Annotated in this window: 16 protein-coding genes; 7 read left to right on the top strand and 9 right to left on the bottom strand. The window is 52.4% G+C overall.

Annotated features, from left to right (window positions below):
• Positions 1 to 114 precede the first annotated feature (114 nt).
• The 3 genes from phnC to phnE (O4H49_RS15885) are packed head-to-tail and all read left to right on the top strand — an operon-like array spanning position 115 to position 2542.
• Positions 115 to 918: a phosphonate ABC transporter ATP-binding protein gene (phnC, locus tag O4H49_RS15895; RefSeq protein WP_269424425.1), complete on the top strand. Its 804-nt coding sequence runs from the start codon at positions 115 to 117 to the stop codon at positions 916 to 918.
• Entirely contained in the window at positions 915 to 1724 is an 810-nt protein-coding gene (phnE, locus tag O4H49_RS15890) for a phosphonate ABC transporter, permease protein PhnE (RefSeq protein ID WP_269424424.1), read from the top strand. Before phnC ends, phnE (O4H49_RS15890) begins: the two co-directional genes overlap by 4 nt.
• A complete protein-coding gene (phnE, locus tag O4H49_RS15885; protein ID WP_269424423.1) occupies positions 1724 to 2542 on the top strand; it encodes a phosphonate ABC transporter, permease protein PhnE in 819 nt (272 codons plus the stop codon). Before phnE (O4H49_RS15890) ends, phnE (O4H49_RS15885) begins: the two co-directional genes overlap by 1 nt.
• A 91-nt stretch (positions 2543 to 2633) precedes the next feature.
• Here the strand turns inward: phnE (O4H49_RS15885) and O4H49_RS15880 are convergent, their stop codons facing one another.
• Complete coding sequence (locus O4H49_RS15880; protein ID WP_269424422.1) at positions 2634 to 3332, bottom strand: SDR family oxidoreductase; 699 nt, start codon at positions 3330 to 3332, stop codon at positions 2634 to 2636.
• A gap of 122 nt (positions 3333 to 3454) precedes the next feature.
• Between O4H49_RS15880 and O4H49_RS15875 the strand changes: the two genes are divergently transcribed.
• Positions 3455 to 3925: a flavodoxin family protein gene (locus tag O4H49_RS15875; RefSeq protein WP_269424421.1), complete on the top strand. Its 471-nt coding sequence runs from the start codon at positions 3455 to 3457 to the stop codon at positions 3923 to 3925.
• A gap of 27 nt (positions 3926 to 3952) precedes the next feature.
• On the opposite strand, the gene O4H49_RS15870 is transcribed toward O4H49_RS15875, so the two are convergent.
• From O4H49_RS15870 to O4H49_RS15860, 3 genes are all read right to left on the bottom strand, one after another.
• Positions 3953 to 5467, bottom strand: coding sequence for an aldehyde dehydrogenase (locus O4H49_RS15870; RefSeq protein WP_269424420.1), 1515 nt, complete (start codon positions 5465 to 5467; stop codon positions 3953 to 3955).
• 67 nt (positions 5468 to 5534) lie between these two features.
• On the bottom strand, positions 5535 to 6458 hold the full coding sequence (locus tag O4H49_RS15865; RefSeq protein WP_269424419.1) for an NAD(P)-dependent oxidoreductase: 924 nt from the start codon (positions 6456 to 6458) through the stop codon (positions 5535 to 5537).
• Between the two features lie 76 nt (positions 6459 to 6534).
• Positions 6535 to 7719 (bottom strand): mandelate racemase/muconate lactonizing enzyme family protein, encoded by a 1185-nt coding sequence (locus tag O4H49_RS15860; protein ID WP_269424418.1) that lies wholly within the window; start codon positions 7717 to 7719, stop codon positions 6535 to 6537.
• Positions 7720 to 7932: 213 nt separating this feature from the next.
• Between O4H49_RS15860 and O4H49_RS15855 the strand changes: the two genes are divergently transcribed.
• The gene (locus O4H49_RS15855) at positions 7933 to 8850 is read left to right on the top strand and encodes a LysR substrate-binding domain-containing protein (protein WP_269424417.1); all 918 of its coding nucleotides are present in this window, start codon (positions 7933 to 7935) and stop codon (positions 8848 to 8850) included.
• Positions 8851 to 8892: 42 nt separating this feature from the next.
• On the opposite strand, the gene O4H49_RS15850 is transcribed toward O4H49_RS15855, so the two are convergent.
• On the bottom strand, positions 8893 to 10386 hold the full coding sequence (locus O4H49_RS15850) for an aldehyde dehydrogenase family protein (protein WP_269424416.1): 1494 nt from the start codon (positions 10384 to 10386) through the stop codon (positions 8893 to 8895).
• A gap of 76 nt (positions 10387 to 10462) precedes the next feature.
• Positions 10463 to 11614, bottom strand: a complete 1152-nt coding sequence (locus tag O4H49_RS15845) for a mandelate racemase/muconate lactonizing enzyme family protein (protein WP_269424415.1) — start codon at positions 11612 to 11614, stop codon at positions 10463 to 10465.
• Positions 11615 to 11788: 174 nt separating this feature from the next.
• On the opposite strand from O4H49_RS15845, the gene O4H49_RS15840 reads away from it, so the two are divergent.
• Entirely contained in the window at positions 11789 to 12667 is an 879-nt protein-coding gene (locus O4H49_RS15840) for a LysR substrate-binding domain-containing protein (protein WP_269424414.1), read from the top strand.
• A 34-nt stretch (positions 12668 to 12701) separates the two neighbouring features.
• On the opposite strand, the gene O4H49_RS15835 is transcribed toward O4H49_RS15840, so the two are convergent.
• The 3 genes from O4H49_RS15835 to O4H49_RS15825 form a co-directional block, all read right to left on the bottom strand.
• Entirely contained in the window at positions 12702 to 13244 is a 543-nt protein-coding gene (locus O4H49_RS15835; protein ID WP_269424413.1) for a glutathione peroxidase, read from the bottom strand.
• A gap of 97 nt (positions 13245 to 13341) precedes the next feature.
• The gene (locus tag O4H49_RS15830) at positions 13342 to 14220 is read right to left on the bottom strand and encodes a DMT family transporter (protein ID WP_269424412.1); all 879 of its coding nucleotides are present in this window, start codon (positions 14218 to 14220) and stop codon (positions 13342 to 13344) included.
• A 127-nt stretch (positions 14221 to 14347) separates the two neighbouring features.
• Positions 14348 to 14857, bottom strand: coding sequence for an Lrp/AsnC family transcriptional regulator (locus O4H49_RS15825; RefSeq protein ID WP_269424411.1), 510 nt, complete (start codon positions 14855 to 14857; stop codon positions 14348 to 14350).
• Between the two features lie 167 nt (positions 14858 to 15024).
• On the opposite strand from O4H49_RS15825, the gene O4H49_RS15820 reads away from it, so the two are divergent.
• Entirely contained in the window at positions 15025 to 15354 is a 330-nt protein-coding gene (locus O4H49_RS15820; protein WP_269424410.1) for a hypothetical protein, read from the top strand.
• Positions 15355 to 15357: the final 3 nt, after the last annotated feature.

The following is a 15357-nucleotide window of genomic DNA, read 5'->3' as shown; positions in this document are numbered from 1 at the left end:
CGTGGCAGGAAGCAGGTCGTCTTTTCCAGTTAACTCCTGATAGTTCCCTGGCGCCTTATGGTGCCAGGGTTTTCGGGCACAGGCATTTTATTGCCACAGGTACAGGTAGAGTAGATGTTACACCTGAATAAACTGACCAAACAGTACGCCACGGGCGATAAAGCGTTGACTGATGTGGAGTTGCAAATCCCCAAGGGGCAGGTTGTTGCCCTGATCGGCCCTTCCGGCGCGGGCAAGAGTACCCTGATCCGCTGTATTAACCGTCTGGTAGAGCCGACATCGGGTGCGGTTGTGCTGAACGGAACAGAATTGACTCGTTTGGGTGCTGGTGCCCTGCGCAAGGCACGTCGCCGGATGGGGATGATCTTTCAGGAGTACGCCCTGGTCGAGCGCTTGACAGTGATGGAAAATGTTCTGTCGGGGCGTTTGGGGTACGTTGGATTCTGGCGGTCCTTTTTCCGCTGGTATCCGCAGAGTGATGTGGATGAGGCCTTTCGCCTGCTCGAACGTGTCGGACTGGATCATATGGCGGACAAGCGGGCAGATGAGCTGTCCGGTGGTCAGCGACAGCGCGTGGGGATCGCCCGCGCCCTGATACAGGATCCGGAGTTGCTTCTGGTTGATGAGCCGACAGCATCACTTGATCCAAAGACCTCACGACAGATCATGCGTCTGATTTGTGAACTTTGTGCCGAACGCGGGCTGGCGGCAATCATCAATATTCACGATGTGGCTTTGGCACAAATGTTTGTTCAGCGGGTGGTCGGTCTGCAGTTGGGTGAGGTGGTCTACGATGGTCCGCCTGATGGTCTGTCGCCAGATATCCTGACCCAGATTTATGGCGAGGAAGACTGGGAAGCAACCATAGCCAAGGTTGAAGATGACGATGATGATCTGGCAGAGGGGGCTGTTGCATGAGCGCAGTTCTTGCGTCAGAGCGGAGGAAGTGGCGGAAGCCGCCTTTTATTCGAAATCCCCTAGCCCGCTGGGGCTTGATTGTTTTTGCCCTGGTCTATCTTGTTCTGGCAATCGGGACGATGGAGGTGAACTGGGCGAGGGTCTATGAAGGGTTAGAGCGAGGAAAACAGTTTATTCTTGCCTTTTCTCATCCCGATTTCGCCAGCCGTTGGTCTGATATTTCTGCTGGAATGATTGAATCGATCATCATGACGATTACCTCGACGGCAGCTGGGATCATCATATCTATTCCTATCGGGCTCGGAGCGGCGCGCAATATTGCACCTTTGCCAGTGTATTATCTCTGCCGGGGGATTATTGCTGTTTCCCGAGCCTTGCATGAAATCATTGTTGCAATTTTGCTGGTGGCAATTTTTGGTTTCGGGCCCTTGGCCGGGTTTTTGACGCTTTCTTTCGCGACCATTGGTTTTCTTGCAAAGCTGCTGGCTGAAGATATTGAATCAACTGACCGATCCCAATCTGAAGCGGTAAAGGCAACAGGAGCTTCCTGGTTGCAGTGGATCAATTACGGTATTCAGCCACAGGTCATGCCGCGACTGATCGGACTTTCCATGTACCGGCTGGATATCAATTTCCGAGAATCAGCCATCCTTGGCCTTGTTGGCGCGGGGGGGATCGGTGCCACGCTTAATACGGCCTTTGACCGTTATGAGTTCGATACCGCTGCCGCCATTATTGTGATCATTATTGTGGTGGTCATGGCGCTTGAATACCTGTCCGGGATGATCAGAGCGAGGTTACAGTAATGGCTGTTTCTATCAAGAATAATGGCCAGAAGATCTGGCAACTCCGGGACAGGAATAACCAGATCCTGCGCTGGTTTTTTCTCTTTATTGCTGTTGCCATCATTATGTATTGCTGGCAGAAAATTTCCAGCCAGACCGAGTGGTTTTTTGTCTGGGATGCGCCACGGATTGCGGGTGATATCGGGTCCCGTGCTTTGCCGCCCCGCTGGTCCTATATCGACCAGCTTTGGGAACCGCTGTGGGATACAATCAACATAGCGACACTGGGAACTCTGTTGTCTCTGTTCTTTGCGGTTCCTGTCGCTTTTTTGGCGGCGCGTAACACGACGCCACATCCGGTTTTCTGTCGCTGGCCGGCGCTTCTGATTATCGTTTCCTCACGGTCGATCAACTCTCTGATCTGGGCTTTATTACTGGTGGCCATCATTGGTCCGGGGATCTTTGCCGGGACCATTGCCATTGCCCTGCGATCCATTGGCTTCTGTGCCAAGCTGCTTTACGAGGCGATCGAAGAGATTGACGAGAAGCAGGTTGAGGCAATAACGGCGACCGGGGCCAGCCGCTGGCAGGTGATGGCCTATGCCATTGTTCCCCAGATCATGCCGTCCTTTGCCGGGATCACGGTATTTCGCTGGGACATCAATATCCGTGAATCAACGGTGCTGGGTCTGGTGGGGGCAGGCGGGATCGGTTTGCAAATGCAATCCTCGCTAAACGTATTGGCCTGGCCCCAGGTCACCCTGATCCTGTTGATTGTCTTTATTGCGGTCATTATCAGCGAAATGGTTTCAGCCAAGGTACGCGCTGCGATTATCTGATCCTGGTTCAGGTATGTTTTTGGAAAAGCCCTTCGAAGAAATTCGAAGGGCTTTTTGGTTTCAGGCTAGAATCGCGATGTGCAAGACCGGGTCAGGCGTAGTCGTGCGCGCTTCTGCCGGAGACGTGACCCCAGAGCATCTTTTCGTCAGAGAGCATGTGCTCGATCATCCCGGCGGCATCGGCTGGGGACATGGCGATTTGCAAATCACGGTCGATCCCGGCAGAGGCGTACATCTGGCTGTCAACTTTTCCAGGGTAAAAACCCATGACCCGAACCCCCTTGGGGGCGCACTCAACTTCCAGGCAGCCGGTAAACCCACGGATTGCCCATTTGCTGCCACTGTAGACAGCTATTGATTTCCGGCAATAAAGTGCGGCAGTCGAGACCACATTCACAACGGCTCCGCTTTTCCGTTCGAGCAGGCCGGGCAAGACGGCATGGGTCATGAGCATGGTGCCCAGTGTATTGGTTTCCATGACACTGCGTATATCAGCGGGAGTGTGGGTTTCAAAATTCCCCTCAAGCCAGATACCGGCGTTGTTGACCAGCCCCCATAGAGGCCCGACTTCTTGTTCAACCTGGGCAACAACCTTGCTGCAACTGGTTTCCGAGGATACGTCCAAAACATAACCTGAAGTCCCCGTTTTTTGTGCGCACTCGGCGACCTTGTCAGGGTTTCGACCTGTGAGAACCACATTGTATCCAGATGATTTTAAAGTCTGGACAGTTGCCAGTCCGACACCGCTGGTCGCCCCCGTTACCAGCACAGTGCGATTTTTATTTCCCATAACCCTCTGCTTTCGAATAGACTCTTGTAACAAAATAGCCGAGCTATCCTAGTCAGTAATAACTGCTAAGGGTATCGTTTTGTTATCATTTTATCCCCCACTTGCGAAGGTCGTAATTGGATATGTCGAATAAATGCCTGTTGATCGTTGCCCATGTGCCTTCGCCGAATACACAGCAACTGTGTAATGCGGTGGCTCAAGGGGCAAGGCATGAGGATATTTCTGGGATTGATCTGGTGGTTCGAACGCCTTTTGAGGCGGGACCAGAAGACGTACTTGCTGCCGATGCTATCATCCTGGGTACAACAGAAAATCTGGGATATATGAGCGGTGCGCTGAAGGATTTTTTTGACCGGATCTATTATCCCTGTCTTGAGAAAAAACAAGGATTGCCCTACGGGCTTTATATCCGCGCGGGGCATGATGGTACTGGCACGCGTCGGGCGGTCGAGACGATTATCACCGGTTTACGCTGGAAGGCTGTGCAGGAAGAGCCGCTGATCTGTCGCGGGGCCTATGACGAAGCATTCCTCAACCAGTGTGAGGAGCTGGGGTTGTTGATGGCAGCAGGGCTTGAGGCGGGTGTTTTTTGAGGTGACCGCCTTCGGCTCAGCTTTGTTTTATTCCAGACTAAACCAGGCAGACTTGCTCTGGGTGTAGCTCATGAGACTGGCAAAACATTTATCTCGGGCGTTGCCTGACTGTTTGTAACCGCCAAAAGGCTGGGTCATGTCACCATCCCCAAAACAGTTGACCCAGACGACTCCTGCTTCAATTTCCTTGACCATGCGGTGTGCCGTGGTCACGTCCTGGGTCCAGACACTTGCGGCCAGACCGTAGATGCTGTCGTTGGCGATTTCCAGGGCTTCTTCTTCAGTATCGAATGTGATGAGCGATGCAACCGGACCAAAAATCTCTTCGCGGGCCGGGCTCATGTCTCTGGTCACGCTGTTGAGAAGTGTTGGGGCGACATAAGCACCGCTTTCCAGCCCTTCGGGAGCCTTGCCGCCAAAAGAAAGTCTGGCACCTTCACTTATGCCGCGCCCGATTTTTTCCAGTACGGCCTGCTGTTGAGAGCTGCTGACCATGGGCCCCATAGATGTGACAGGGTCAAGTGGCTCTCCGGGTTGATAGGCCGCCAGTGCGCGCTGTTCGAAACGGGCAGAGAATTCTTCCTGCAAGGATTTGTGGACCAGCAGGCGCGACCCAGCATTGCAGACCTGCCCGGCATTGTCATAGATACCTGCAAAGGCATAGTCGACTGCCCGGTCAAGATCTTTGAGGTCGGGCATAAAGATCTGCGGACTTTTTCCACCGCATTCCAAGGAAACGCGTTTCAGATTGGATTGTCCGGAATAAATCTGCATCAGTTTACCCACCGCGGTCGAGCCGGTGAAGGTGATCTTGGCGATATCATTGTGCAGGGCCAGAGCTTTGCCAGCTTCCGGACCAAAGCCGTTGACCACGTTAAAAACCCCGGTCGGGCCACCTGCTTCAACGAAGAGTTCAGCCAGACGCAGGCAGCTCATGGGGGCCTGTTCGGCAGGTTTCAGCACCACACAGTTTCCGGCTGCGAGGGCGGGGGCAAACTTCCACGTCGCCATCAGCATGGGGTAATTCCAGGGCGAGATGGCACCAACCACACCGAGCGGTTCCTGTAGAACAAAGTGCAAGGCATCTTTGACCGTGTTGGTGACCGTCCCTTCAATCTTGTCGATGCATTCGGCAAAATACCGGAGAGTGACGATGACCTCTGGCAGGTCGATGTTCAAAACATCACTGATGGGCTTGCCCATATCCAGCGTTTCAAGAACGGCAAGTTCAGCCGCATTGGCTTCGACCAGATCAGCCATGCGCGAGAGCACAGCCATTCGTTTCCGCGGGGGCATATGACGCCAGCGACCATCGCGCCAGGCGTTCTGGGCTGAGGTAACCGCCAGATCTATATCCCTTGTACTGCCCTTTGACATTTCGGCCAGGACTTCGCCATTGACCGGGTTTGTGGTCGAAAAGCGGTTGCCATCGACAGAAGGGACAAAGCACCCATCAATAAACAAGCCTGTTTTGATCTCCAGGGCCTGTGCTTTTACCTGCCAGTCAGCCTTGGTTAAGGAAGATAATGCATTTAGTCCCATGTCAGTACCTTTTTGAAAATCACTTCAACTTGTTCATTATGGAGGCTTGCCAGAGATAGGGCGTTAGCTATCCGACATTCTCTTCGGTCAACTCAACCGGGTAGCCTTCTGCTCTGAGATCAATTCCACAGGCCTGTTCAATCATTCTGGCAACTTCCGGGGATTGCGCCTGCCCGCCAAAAAGTCCTTTGGCGCGGCGGTAGATCTGTTGAGTGGCGCTGCCCAGTTCGAGGGGCACACCGGTTTTTTCTGCAATACCTTGCGCGAGGCCAAGGTCTTTGAGCACTAGGTCGATGGGGAAGTTGACATTATAGCTGCCACTGAGAATCAGCTTTGATTCGGTTTCATGGACAAAGCTGTTGCCGGAACTGTGGCGAATGGCTTTCCAGATTGCATCCATATCGACACCAAATTTTCGGGCGAGCATCATACCTTCACTGGCGGCGACGAGATGGATAAAGGCGAGCATATTGGTGACAACCTTGACCACGGTCGCGTGACCAATCGGCCCCATATAGATGATTTCGCCCCCGATGATCTGTAACACTGGCCTGACCCTGTTGAACACAGATTCCTCGCCGCCGACAAGGATGGTGATCTGGCCGGAGTGCGCACGGTGAACACCGCCTGTGACGGGGCACTCCAGTACGTCGATCCCTCTGGTTTTGGCCTTTTCACTCAGGCGTTTCAGGTCTTCGAAATCGGTCGTGCTCATTTCAATCCAGGTGCTGCCTGCCGGGAGGCTGTCGAATATTCCCCCTTCACCTTCGGCGACTTTCCGGGAGGCTTCGGGAGAAGGCAGCACGGTGATGACCGTTTCCGCAGAACGGCAAATTCCGGCGATGTCGTCAGACCAGATCGCACCTGCAGACAGTAAGCGTTCGGCATTTTTCCGGTTGAGATCTGTAACCGTTACTTCGTGTCCGGCCAGCACGAGATTCATTGCCAGAGGTTCGCCCAGACTTCCAAGTCCTACAAAGCCAATTTTCATTTTTCTCTCCTGAATGCGCCGCTGATGCAGGGCGATCTGATGTTTTGGGAATTATTGATTTGCTTCAGTTGTCCGCTCACACCGGATGCTGGTGCATTTCCAGGTGCAGCATGTCCCCGTTATAGGGGTGAGCCTCTGCAACAACCTCGTTCAGTTCGACCCCAAGTCCGGGTTCATCCGACGGAATGATGTAGCCATTTTCCCAGCGAATTGGCTTTTTGAGGATTTCAGTGTGGAAGCCTTGCCACTGTTGGATGCTTTCCTGAATCAGGAAGTTGGGGCTACAGGCGCCAATCTGGATATTCGCAGCACCTTCAATAGGGCCACAATAGAGGTGTGGAGCGATCTGGGCATAGCTGGCTTCGGCCATGGCAGCGATTTTTTTTGCTTCGAGAATGCCGCCAACCCGGCCCAGTGCAAACTGGAGAATAGAGGCAGCGCCACTTTGCAGGACACGCTGGAATTCATATTTGGTTGCCAGGCGTTCGCCCGTCGCGATCGGAATGGAGGTGCCGCGGGCGACTTTGGCCATCTCTTCCTGATTATCAGGCGGGGTGGGTTCTTCAAGCCAGAGTGGGTCATAGGGCTCGAGGCGTTTCGCCAGGCGGATGGCGCCTGCTGCTGTCATTTGCCCATGAGTGCCGAAAAGCAGGTCACAACGGCTGCCTACGGCTTCGCGAATTTTTCGGGCAAAAGCTTCGGAGCGATCCAGTTCTTCAAGTGAAAGCTGGCGGGGATCAAACGCGGTGTAAGGCCCGGCGGGATCAAACTTTACAGCGGTGAAGCCTTGGGACGCGTAGTCCGCAGCACGTTCGGCGGCAAGATCCGGATCCATATAAACATCGGTCTTGTCGCCGTCCTGCGGATAAAGATAGGTATAGGAGCGGAGTTTTTCATGTACCTTTCCGCCAAGGAGTTCATAGACGGGTTTGTCGAGTGACTTGCCAACAATATCCCAAAGGGCCATCTCCAGGCCGCTTAGGACGCCCATGATCGAGATGTCGGTACGTTGGGTGAAGCCGCTGGAATAAACCCGGCGCCAAAGCGTTTCGATCCGGAAAGGGTTCATGCCCTCGACGTAACGTTCAAAAACATCGCGGATCATACTTTCCACCACATGTGGATGAAAAGGAACAGAATAGACCTCTCCAATGCCTTCAATGCCGTTGTCTGTGGTCAGCTTTGTGAAGATCCAGTAGCGGCCACCAAAATGGGGTGGTGGATTGCCAACAACGAAGGTTTTGAGTTCTGTGATCTTCATTCTGTCCTCGTGATCATGCTGCAGGGGATCTGTATATTAACAGATGATCTGCCGGGCATGGTTTTGGTTAAGCCGCTAGACTGACGCAGTGACTCTGCGCCTGAACCTTTATTTCGACAAATGATGTTTTTTTGCTGATTGGAATATTTTTTGTTCCAATCAGCGTCAGTTGGTGGAAAGAATACCGGATATTTTAACAAGGAGTCTGGAAACATGGCCGGACGATTGGATGCGACCAAGCTTCCGCCCCTTAAGGCACTCAAGGGTTTTGAATCTGCCGCACGACTAGAGAGTTTTCGTGGGGCTGCGGATGAACTGAATCTTACCCATACAGCCATCAGCCATCAGGTGAGATTGCTGGAAGAAAGTCTGGCGGTTGCCCTGTTTGTTCGCGCGGGGCGTTCGGTCAAGCTGACACGAGAAGGTGAAATTTTTTATCCGGTTGTTCGCGAAGCCCTGGGGCAGTTATTGAACTGTGCCGAGATCCTGCGGCGATCAGGGCAATCCCGGAATCTGAGAGTCCAGGCCTATGTGACACTCTCTATCCGGTGGTTGGCCCGACGCCTACACCGCTTCCGCGCCTTGGAAACCGGGTTTGATCTTCAGATTATCTCGAGCATACTTGATGGATCCTTTGATGAATCCCTTGCCGACATCGGGATGATTTATACGGCAAAACCTTTAGCTGAACACCTGCACTGGGTTCCGCTTTTTGAGGCGCGGCTGACAACTGTGTGCAGTCCCGATTTTTTGGCAGCGCAGGGAGGTAAAATGGTTGCTGCCGATTTACTGCATCTGCCGTTGCTCAAGGTCTATACTGCGGACGATCACTGGAATGAATGGTTCCAATCCGCAGGGGTTACAGCACCGTCTGCGCGCTCATCTATCGGGGTCGATACTGTTGCGATCGCGCTGGAAATGGCGATGGATGGGGAGGGTGTAGCCATGGTCAATGGACCTTTTGCTGAAGGGGACATCAAGGCGGGACGTCTGGTGCAGCCGGTTGACCATGTTGCCCTCGCTCCGGGAGGTTGGGGACTGGCCTGTCGAAATGATCTTAAGGACGATCCTCGGATACAGGTTTTCATCAACTGGATGAAGGATGAAGTAGCCCGCTATTCAAGCAACTGATTTGTCCATGGCAGACCTGTCATTTGCTGTTCCGGAAGCGTTCTAGATTTTTGCAGTTACTGCCTTGACCCGACAATAGCTCCGCAGGGCCTCCAGACCTTTTTCCCGCCCGAAGCCTGAAAGCTTGTTGCCACCGAAGGGAACTTCTACCCCACCAGCAAAATATTCGTTGATGTAGAGCTGGCCTGCATCAATGTCCCGGGCGAGGCGCAGGGCTTTGCTGATGTCTCGGGTGTAGATCCCGGCTGCGAGGCCAAAATCAGTGCCATTGGCCAAATCCAGCGCTTCGTCTGTTGTATCAACCACCTGTACCGAAAGCACAGGGCCGAAAATTTCCTGCTGAATCAGCCTGTCATCCGGAGAAATCTGGTCGAGAATGGTTGGCTCGAAGAACCAGCCCTTCCCCGTTTCAGGGTCATGGGTTTTATTGCCGCCATGGGCAATAGTGATGCCGCGTTTTTTGGCATCAACTAGAAATTCATCAATTTTCCCAAGCTGTAATTCTGAGCTGATGGCTCCGACAGAAGGATTGCGCAGACCGTGTCCAAGGCTGAGGCCTTTTGCTTTCTCGACAATTTTTTCGAGAAGCTGCTGGTGAATGGAGCGTTCGACAATCAGGCGGGAGCCTGCGGAACAGATTTGTCCGGCATTGGAAAAGATGGCCCAGAGTGTTCCTTCGGCGGCGGCGTCCATGTCGCAGTCAGAAAGGGCAATGATCGGTGATTTTCCGCCAAGTTCCAGCGTGACACTGGCAACATTGCTGGCGGCTGCTTTCATGACATTGATCCCGGTATCAACCGACCCGGTAAAGGTGACATGGCGCACTTTCGGATGCGAGACAAGTGGTGCGCCTGCGTTGGCGCCGGTGCCATTGATGACATTGAGGACACCATCGGGAAAACCGGCCTGTTTGAAAATTCCGGCTATCAACAGAGCGGTAAAAGGCGTGGTTTCTGCAGGTTTGACGATGGCTGTACAGCCTGCGGCAAGGGCAGGAGCTATGCCCCTGATCATCGTTGATGTTGGATAGTTCCAGGGAATGATGTGGGCCGTTACCCCGACAGGTTCGTGGAGAGAGAAAGAAAGATAATCTGGCCCGAGGGGGAAGGTTTCACCCTCGAGTTTATCAGCGGCACCTGCGTAGTATTCAAGCAGACGTGCCGAGCTGTTTATATCTCCTTGAGCCTCAGCCAGCGTTTTTCCTGAATCGATTGTTTCTGTAACCGAAAGCAGATCGCTGTTTTTACGCAGCAGAGCGGCAGCCCGGTTAAGCAGTCGGCTTCGCTCTGCAGGAAGTGTTTTGCGCCAGACATTACGATATGCTTTTTCAGAACTTACGACCGCCCGTTCAACATCTTCTTCTGTTGCACAGGCAAAGCTGGCGAAAGCCTGGGCCAGACCGGGATCGAAGGATTCCATCTGTTCATTGTTGCTGCCTGCACAGTATTTCCCATCGATGAACAGGTCCGTCGGCAAATCAGAAATCCTGCCGTGTTTGTAATAATCCTGGATGAGTTGCTGCAAGTTGCCGGTCATGACGCAGATTCCTTGTCGCCCGAGGGGGCGTTAGTATGTTTGTTGTCTGAAATTTTTTCTGGGTTTTACGTGAAACCTAAAGACCTGCACGCAGCTTCAGATCAGGGAAGTCCTGCCCAATCCGACTGATTTGATGTTGCTGTCGTGCCAGCCAGTCAGGGTTGAGCTCAATGCCCCAGCCGGGGGTGTCGGGAATTGCCAGATTGCCGTCTGTGATCATGAAGCCGGGGGTGAAAATATCATTCTGCCAAGGATAATAGTCGAGGCCTTCAATCGAAAACTCGAGGTATTTTCCGGGATTGCTAATCCCGCCCATCATATGGAGGGAGAAAAGCGTCACAAGAGAGAGGTTGGCAGCATGAAGCGTAATCGGCATTCCAGCCTGCTTTGCCAACTCGACAACCCGGAGCGTGCGGGTGATGCCGCCCATATAACAGATGTCCGGCTGGGCAATGTCGACAATTTTTTCGCGGGTGATTTTTTGCCAGATAGGCAGATAGTTGTCCTGCTCGCCCCCGCTGACATCAATATCCAGGCTATCGGTTACCTGTTTGGTCCATTCCAGCTCCCAATAGGGGCAGGGTTCTTCGAAATGGTTGATTCCGTGTTCCTGGAGCAGTTTGCCAACTTCGATGGCACGGGGAGGACTGTAGCTGCTGTTGGCGTCAACCAGCAGGGCAACGTCATCGCCCAAACCTTTGCGGATGGTCGGGATGATTGCTTCGGTTCTGCCGGGCCATTGATCCTGATCGTGCCCGCACTCTTTCCCGATGCGGAATTTAAAGGAGCGATAGCCGTGGAGATCTTTTAGTTTCTGGAACCGGGCCAGTTCCTGTTCTGGAGTGATGTTCCGTTGCATGCTGGAGGCATAGGCAGGAAAGGAGCTCGCGCTTCCGCCCAGAAGTTTGCAAACACTTTTATTCTGGATCTTTCCCCGGATATCCCACAGGGCGGTATCAACACCACAAAGCGCGCGGTAGAGGTAGGAACAAGGGAATTTGTGCTCGCGCTCAAGAACCTCGTCCGTGGCAGCGTCAAGATCAGCGAGCGATAATGTTCCTAGATCCCTGCCAAGCAGCCAGGGGGCGACCTGTCGGTGAACAACCTGTGCAGTAATGTCGGCGAGATAGGGGGCAACCTGGCCCCAACCTTCGTGGCCTTCGTCGGTTCTGACGCGAACGACGGAGACAAATTCATTGGTGAAAGTTTCGATGCTTTCAATTTTCATCTTGTATCGCGCCTTGCCTGCAACGGGATGGATCGGTTTCGGAAATGTCGGGCCCTCAGTTGTAAATTCCTTGAATCACCGACTGTTCATGAGGGCATGATTTATCAATCTTGACCAAAAAACAAATGAAGTATTATTCTGCTAAGGCCTAAATTAATTTTTGGATAAAGTTTGATGTCGTACCAACTGCCTCCCCTGATCTGGCTTCGGGCTTTTGAAGCTGCTGCCCGTCGTACCAGTTTTACTGCTGCGGCGGAGGAACTGCAGTTAACCCAGGCGGCAATCAGTTATCAGGTACGGTCACTGGAGAAGCATCTTGGCTTTCCGTTGTTCGAACGCCTGCCGCGCAGTTTGCGTCTGACAGATATGGGGAAAGCTTACTTACCAGCTGTACGCAAGGCATTTGACGAACTGTCGGCAACCACAGTTGGTTTGTTTGGCCCCAAACGCGACAAGTCGGTAACAGTTCGGGCAACCATATCTTTTGCAGTACTGTGGCTTGGGCCACGGTTGAAAAATTTTCGCCAGAAATACCCCGAGGTGAACATCCGGCTTTGCACCTCAATCTGGGCTGAAGGATCTAGTGAAGATGAGATGGATCTGGAGATACGTTTCGGCGACGGGCACTGGAGTGGCTTCAATGTGGAATTGCTTTGTCATGACAAGATAATTCCGGTCTGTTCGCCCTTGCTTGAGGAAAAGCTGGAGCCAGGGTCTGACAATCTTCTGCACATTATGGGGAGTGAGGATGTTTGGAAACGCTGGTTTGAATCCCATGGTCCGGAAGAATATGACTTTGTGAAAGGCGTTCGGGTTGATAATTCCCTCACCGCTCTGGAAATGGCGGCGACCGGATCTGGTTTTACGGCTGTGCAGAAATGTTTTGCAGAGCCTTATCTTGAAAACGGGCGTTTGATCCGCCCCAGCAAACATGAACTCCCTGCTTTACAGTCCCACTATCTGTTGATGCCTGAAAGTCAGTCCCGTCCCAAACCGGAAGTTATCTGGTTTCGTGACTGGCTCTGGGCCGAAGCCAAGGCGTACTTTAAATAAGAAAACGATAGCGAGACTGGTTCGCAGTTTTGACCTAGCGGGTTCCGGGTTTAAGCAGTTTTTCGATTGCCTGGATAACTTTGGGGGAGTTTGGGGGGGTAACTGTACTGAACCAGTCAACCAGTTTGCCATCCGGTCCAACAAGGTATTTGTGGAAATTCCATTTTGGCGCAGCAACCATCCCCAGTTCCTGTCGGGCCCATTTGTAGAAGGGGTGCGCGTCCGGGCCTTTGACACGCTCTTTTTCCGTGATGGGGAAATCAATGCCGTACTGCATCTGACAGAATTGTTTTATATCTTCCTTGCTGCCGGGTTCCTGTGCTCCGAAATCGTTGGAAGGGACCGCAAGGACGATCAACTCTTTTTCACCATATTTCTCCCAGAGCTTCTGAAGATCGGCGTACTGTTTGGTGAAGCCACAAAAAGAGGCGGTGTTGACCAGCAGGACCGCTTTTCCTTTGTAATCTGCAAGGCTGATGCTGCCACCCTCGATCGCCTCAAAAGAGAAGTCGTGGGCTGATGAGGGCTGGGACGCCGCAGAACTCGCCGCGAATAACCCCATGATCAAATTTATCACAATAATCAAATTCCTGAACATCGGGATCTCGCTTCTGCCTTTTGGGATTTTTTGCCAAAGAGCGTTTACCTGAGAGCGCGTAGCTGATCGCGATAACCTATTTATAAGCCTTCGAGACGGTAATCAGTCCTATGCCTGCTAATACAATCAGCCCTGCAAAAGCCATATGCAGTGTGAATGGTTCATCAAATACCATAACAGTGGCGAATACGGCAATGACGGGGACACTCAATGTCAAGGGCGCAAGGAAAGAGATCGAATGTTGGCGCAGCATCCATGCCCAGGAGCCGTGACCGATGATGCTGGAGGCAATCGCGGCATAGGTAACACCAAGCCATCCGTTCAGACTGGCTGCTTCCATCGAAACAATGATGCTGGGTTCAAGCAGCAAGGCCAGTGTCAGCGAGAAGGGAATTCCAAGAGCCGAGCTCCAGCAGATGATTGCCAGTGGAGAGATCTGGCTCTTGCCCCGGATCAGAATGGTATAAAAGCCCATAAAAAAAGCAGACGCCAATCCGGCGAGCAGGGCATCCATACTGTCGAAAAAAGTGGGTTCATAAAAAAGTATCACGACCCCGATAAAGCCAAGAGTCAGACCGGAAATTCTTTTGATGCCGGGAACGTCCTTGAAGAATATCCAGGCCAAAAGTACCGAAAAGGCCGGGCCAAGCTGGATGATCACCGAAATGGCACCAACACTGGCCGTGTGCTGGATAGACCAGAACAGCAGGCCAAAATGTCCCGGGATCAACACCAGGCTGATGGTGAGCAATGAACGGAATTGACCTTTGGGATATCTTACAAAAGGGGCAAGCAGCAGGAAGATGATCGTAAAACGAATCGCCAAGGCCGTCCAGACAGGGAACTCGCTGACCCCTATCTTGATCGCGATATAGTTCAGACCCCAGAGCAGGAAAATCAGCGCAAGGATGCTATAGTCCCGGAGGCTAACCGGATGGTCCAGGTTCTGGGTCATTGAATTTTTTCTATGTTGTGAAGGGCGCCGGAACATACCGGACGCCTCAGGGAGCCTATACGACAGGTTTTTCAGGCTGATGACCAGCAAGATCTGTATTATTTAAGTATTTTCCGGTTCGTCAGGATCATGACGTCTTTTTGTTACTCTGGTTGTTATTCTGGTACAGCTGTTCAAGAGGAAGCCGGGTTGTGTCGACAAAGCGGGTTAGGGCCGTAGAGGAACTGATCTCCTGTACACCTTCGATCTGGGAAAGTTCCTGCCAGAAGAAACGTTCGTATTCTTCTATATCTCCGACTACGATCTTTAGCAGAAAATCGACGCTGCCCATGAGAGTGTGACACTCAATAACTTGAGGACACTTCCTGACTGCTTCGACAAAATCGGGCAGAGCACCTTTGACGTGGTGATGCATTTTTACCTGGGCGAAAACGGTGACGCCCAGACCGATTTTTTTCTGGTCAAGGATGGCAACACGTTCCTTGATCACACCATTATCGAGCAGACGCTGGATACGCCGCCAGCAAACAGATTTGGATGAGCCAAGTTGTTCTGCAAGTTCTGTCACAGGGATTGTGACATCCTGCTGCAGGACTTCGAGGATACGTATGTCGAGATCATCAAGGGTTTCGGTCATATTTCCCGTATTTTTTTGATAATGTGAAATTCTGATCCTCTTTGTATCACTTTTCTCTTGGCTTAGGGAAGATTTACCGCCTGCAATAGGAGATACTGCATATCAGGGGAAGGCCCGGGCTGTGTTCTTGAGCAGCTGATTAGTGAATGTTTTTGTGGAGAATGGCTGTGAGTAAAAAGCCGGTTGCGACCTATCAGATCCTTGCCGAGAGTGAGCCGGGAACTTTGCCCCGTATTCTCGAACTTTTTGCCTTGAACAGTTCTGTCCCCTTTTCTGTCGTGGCAATGCGGGCTGGAGAGGAAACCCAGAGAGTTGTTATCGAAACGGACGATCTGACAGAACAGCGGGCTCGGATCATTGAAGCGAAACTCAAGGCTGTCTTTACCGTGTATGCAGTCAGCTGCAGCTTTGTTCCTCACAAAAGCCAACATCTGGTGGAAGCTTTTCATGATAGCAAAGCTGCAGTTGGTCAGGACAGGATGGCACTTACGGCGTGACTG

Origin of the sequence: Kiloniella laminariae, assembly GCF_027214005.1 — a bacterium.
GTDB lineage: Bacteria > Pseudomonadota > Alphaproteobacteria > Kiloniellales > Kiloniellaceae > Kiloniella > Kiloniella laminariae_A.
The sequence above is the reverse complement of the archived record's forward strand: the minus strand, read 5'-3'. Positions and strand labels throughout refer to the sequence as shown.